Genomic DNA, 2,187 nt, shown 5'->3' with positions numbered 1-2,187 from the left:
ATGCGCAGCTTGCTCGATGGGACAGGCCGATCGAGCAAGCTGCGCATAGGGCCATATCGAGCGCGGCAGCACGCGGTAGACCCAATGGCCGTTCGGCGCATCGGCGACACGGCCCTGGGCCGCTTTCGACTGGATATTTTCCATGTCCATGGAGTGGCAGCAGCGGCAGAAACCGTCAAGCGGCAAGCGGAGACGCGGCGCCTGTCAGCCTTTCACGAGGCAAAGATGTCGCGGGTGGCGAACCAGTCCCTGGCCACCTCGACGAAGGCCAGCGCTGCATTCGACACACGCTGATGCGTGTCATAGGTCAGCAGGATCCGCTGCATGGGCAGCGGATCGGACAGCGGCTTGCAGATAAGCGGCAGGCCGTCATAGCTGCGGTCGCCGTGCGGGCGGGTATAGCTGACCGCGACGCCGAAGCCGTTGGCGACCATGCTACGCTGCAGTTCGAACGAGCTTGTCGTCGTATCGGCCACCGGCGAGAGGCCGCGGCTGCGGAACAGGTCGAGCATGTGCTGCCAACTGTGCGGCTGATCCGTCGTGATCAGCGGATAGGCGGCCAGATCGGCAAGGCTGACCGTTGGGCGGTCCGCCAGGGCATGGCCTGCCGGCAACAGCGCGTGTGGACGAAGTTCGCGCAGCAGGATGCGGGCGAAATGCGTCGGCAGGCTGAGATCATAAGTCAGGCCGAGATCGATGGCCGCATCTCCCAGCCGTCGTCCCAGAGTCTCGAACGTCTCGTCGCGAACGACGATTTTGACGGCCGGATAGCGTTCGGAGAAGGCGCGGATCAAAGCCGGCGCGAAGAAAGGCGCCAAATCCTCGAAGCATCCCAGCACCAACTCACCGCTGACAGCCGATTTGCTTGAACCCAGGCCGACGAGTTCTTCCGTTTCGGTGAGAACCTGCCTTGCCTTGGCCACGACGGCGCGGCCGAACGATGTCGGCGACACGCCGCTTCCGCGCTGGCGGACGAACAGCTTCTGGCCGAAATTCTTTTCGACCGCGTCAATGGCCACCGAGATCGACGGCTGCGAAACGTTCAGCATCTTTGCCGCTCCGGTGACGCTGCCGTGACGCGCCACGGCAACAAGATAACGCAATTGGGTGAGGGTCACATTCATAGGATAGTCCTATGTATCAAATGGAAAGTTATTATTTTACTGAATGAACGAGGGTTGCGATAGTCGGTTCATTCCAAGAGGAGAACGCCATGGCTTCCGCAACCGACACCCAGACAATCGACGCCCAAACCATCGATGCAAAGACGATCGCCGACTATCAGCGCGACGGCGCTGTCTGCATTCGCGGCGCCTTCAAGGGCTGGGTCGACACGATCGCCGCCGGCATCGAGCGCAACATCCAGAACCGCAGCGCCACCGCATCCGACATCGCCAACGGTCGCGGCAGTTTCTTCGACGACTACTGCAACTGGGAGCGCATTCCCGAATTCGTCAGCGTGGTGCGGGGTTCGCCCGCCGCCGAACTGGCGGCAGCGGTGATGCAGTCGCGCACCGCGCAGTTCTTCCACGATCATGTGCTGGTCAAGGAACCCGGCACGCAGAAGCCGACGCCCTGGCATCAGGACATCCCCTACTATTTCGTCGATGGCCAACAGACGGTGAGCTTCTGGATCCCCATCGACCCGGTGAAGGAAGCGACGCTGCGCCTGATCGCCGGCTCGCACAAATGGGACAAGATGATCCTGCCGGTGCGCTGGCTCGACGACAGCAATTTCTATGCCGGCGAGGGCGACTATCTGCCGGTGCCAGATCCCGACAAGGATCCGTCGATGAAGGTGCTCGAATGGGAAATGGAGCCGGGCGACGCCATCCTGTTCGACTTCAGGACCGCGCATGGCGCGCGCGGCAACCTGACCGCGGCGCGGCGCCGGGCGCTGTCGCTGCGCTGGGTGGGTGACGATGCGCGCTATGTCGAGCGGCCGGGCCGCACCTCGCCGCCCTATCATGGCCACGGCATGCAGCCGGGCGAGAGGCTGCGCGAGGACTGGTTTCCGGTGGTCTACCAGGGCTGAAGCGAGGCCAGAAAATCGACGCCGATGTGCGCCGCCGATTTTCGGCTGGGGTAACGTTCCCGTGCGCAATTCCCATCAATGCGCCCGGATGCCTTGACCCGTCGCCCAGAGAGCAATAGCGGGTGCTCTAACGGATAGTCGGCATCAAGAGG

Annotated in this window: 2 protein-coding genes; one reads left to right on the top strand and one right to left on the bottom strand. The window is 62.9% G+C overall.

Going from position 1 to position 2,187, the window contains the following annotated elements:
• Positions 1–212: 212 nt before the first annotated feature.
• A complete protein-coding gene (locus EN939_RS31190; RefSeq protein ID WP_127270340.1) occupies positions 213–1,124 on the bottom strand; it encodes a LysR family transcriptional regulator in 912 nt (303 codons plus the stop codon).
• An 89-nt stretch (positions 1,125–1,213) separates the two neighbouring features.
• On the opposite strand from EN939_RS31190, the gene EN939_RS31185 reads away from it, so the two are divergent.
• On the top strand, positions 1,214–2,035 hold the full coding sequence (locus tag EN939_RS31185) for a phytanoyl-CoA dioxygenase family protein (RefSeq protein WP_127270339.1): 822 nt from the start codon (positions 1,214–1,216) through the stop codon (positions 2,033–2,035).
• Positions 2,036–2,187 lie beyond the last annotated feature (152 nt).

This window comes from Mesorhizobium sp. M7A.F.Ca.CA.002.05.1.1 (assembly GCF_003998335.1).
GTDB lineage: Bacteria > Pseudomonadota > Alphaproteobacteria > Rhizobiales > Rhizobiaceae > Mesorhizobium.
Note: the sequence above shows the minus strand (reverse complement) of the source record. Positions and strands in the feature narration are given on the sequence as shown.

Excerpts from the sequence above, each read along its gene's own strand:
- EN939_RS31190 (WP_127270340.1), bottom strand. The coding sequence starts at position 1,124 with ATGAATGTGACCCTCACCCAATTGCGTTATCTTGTTGCCGTGGCGCGT.
- EN939_RS31185 (WP_127270339.1), top strand. The coding sequence starts at position 1,214 with ATGGCTTCCGCAACCGACACCCAGACAATCGACGCCCAAACCATCGAT.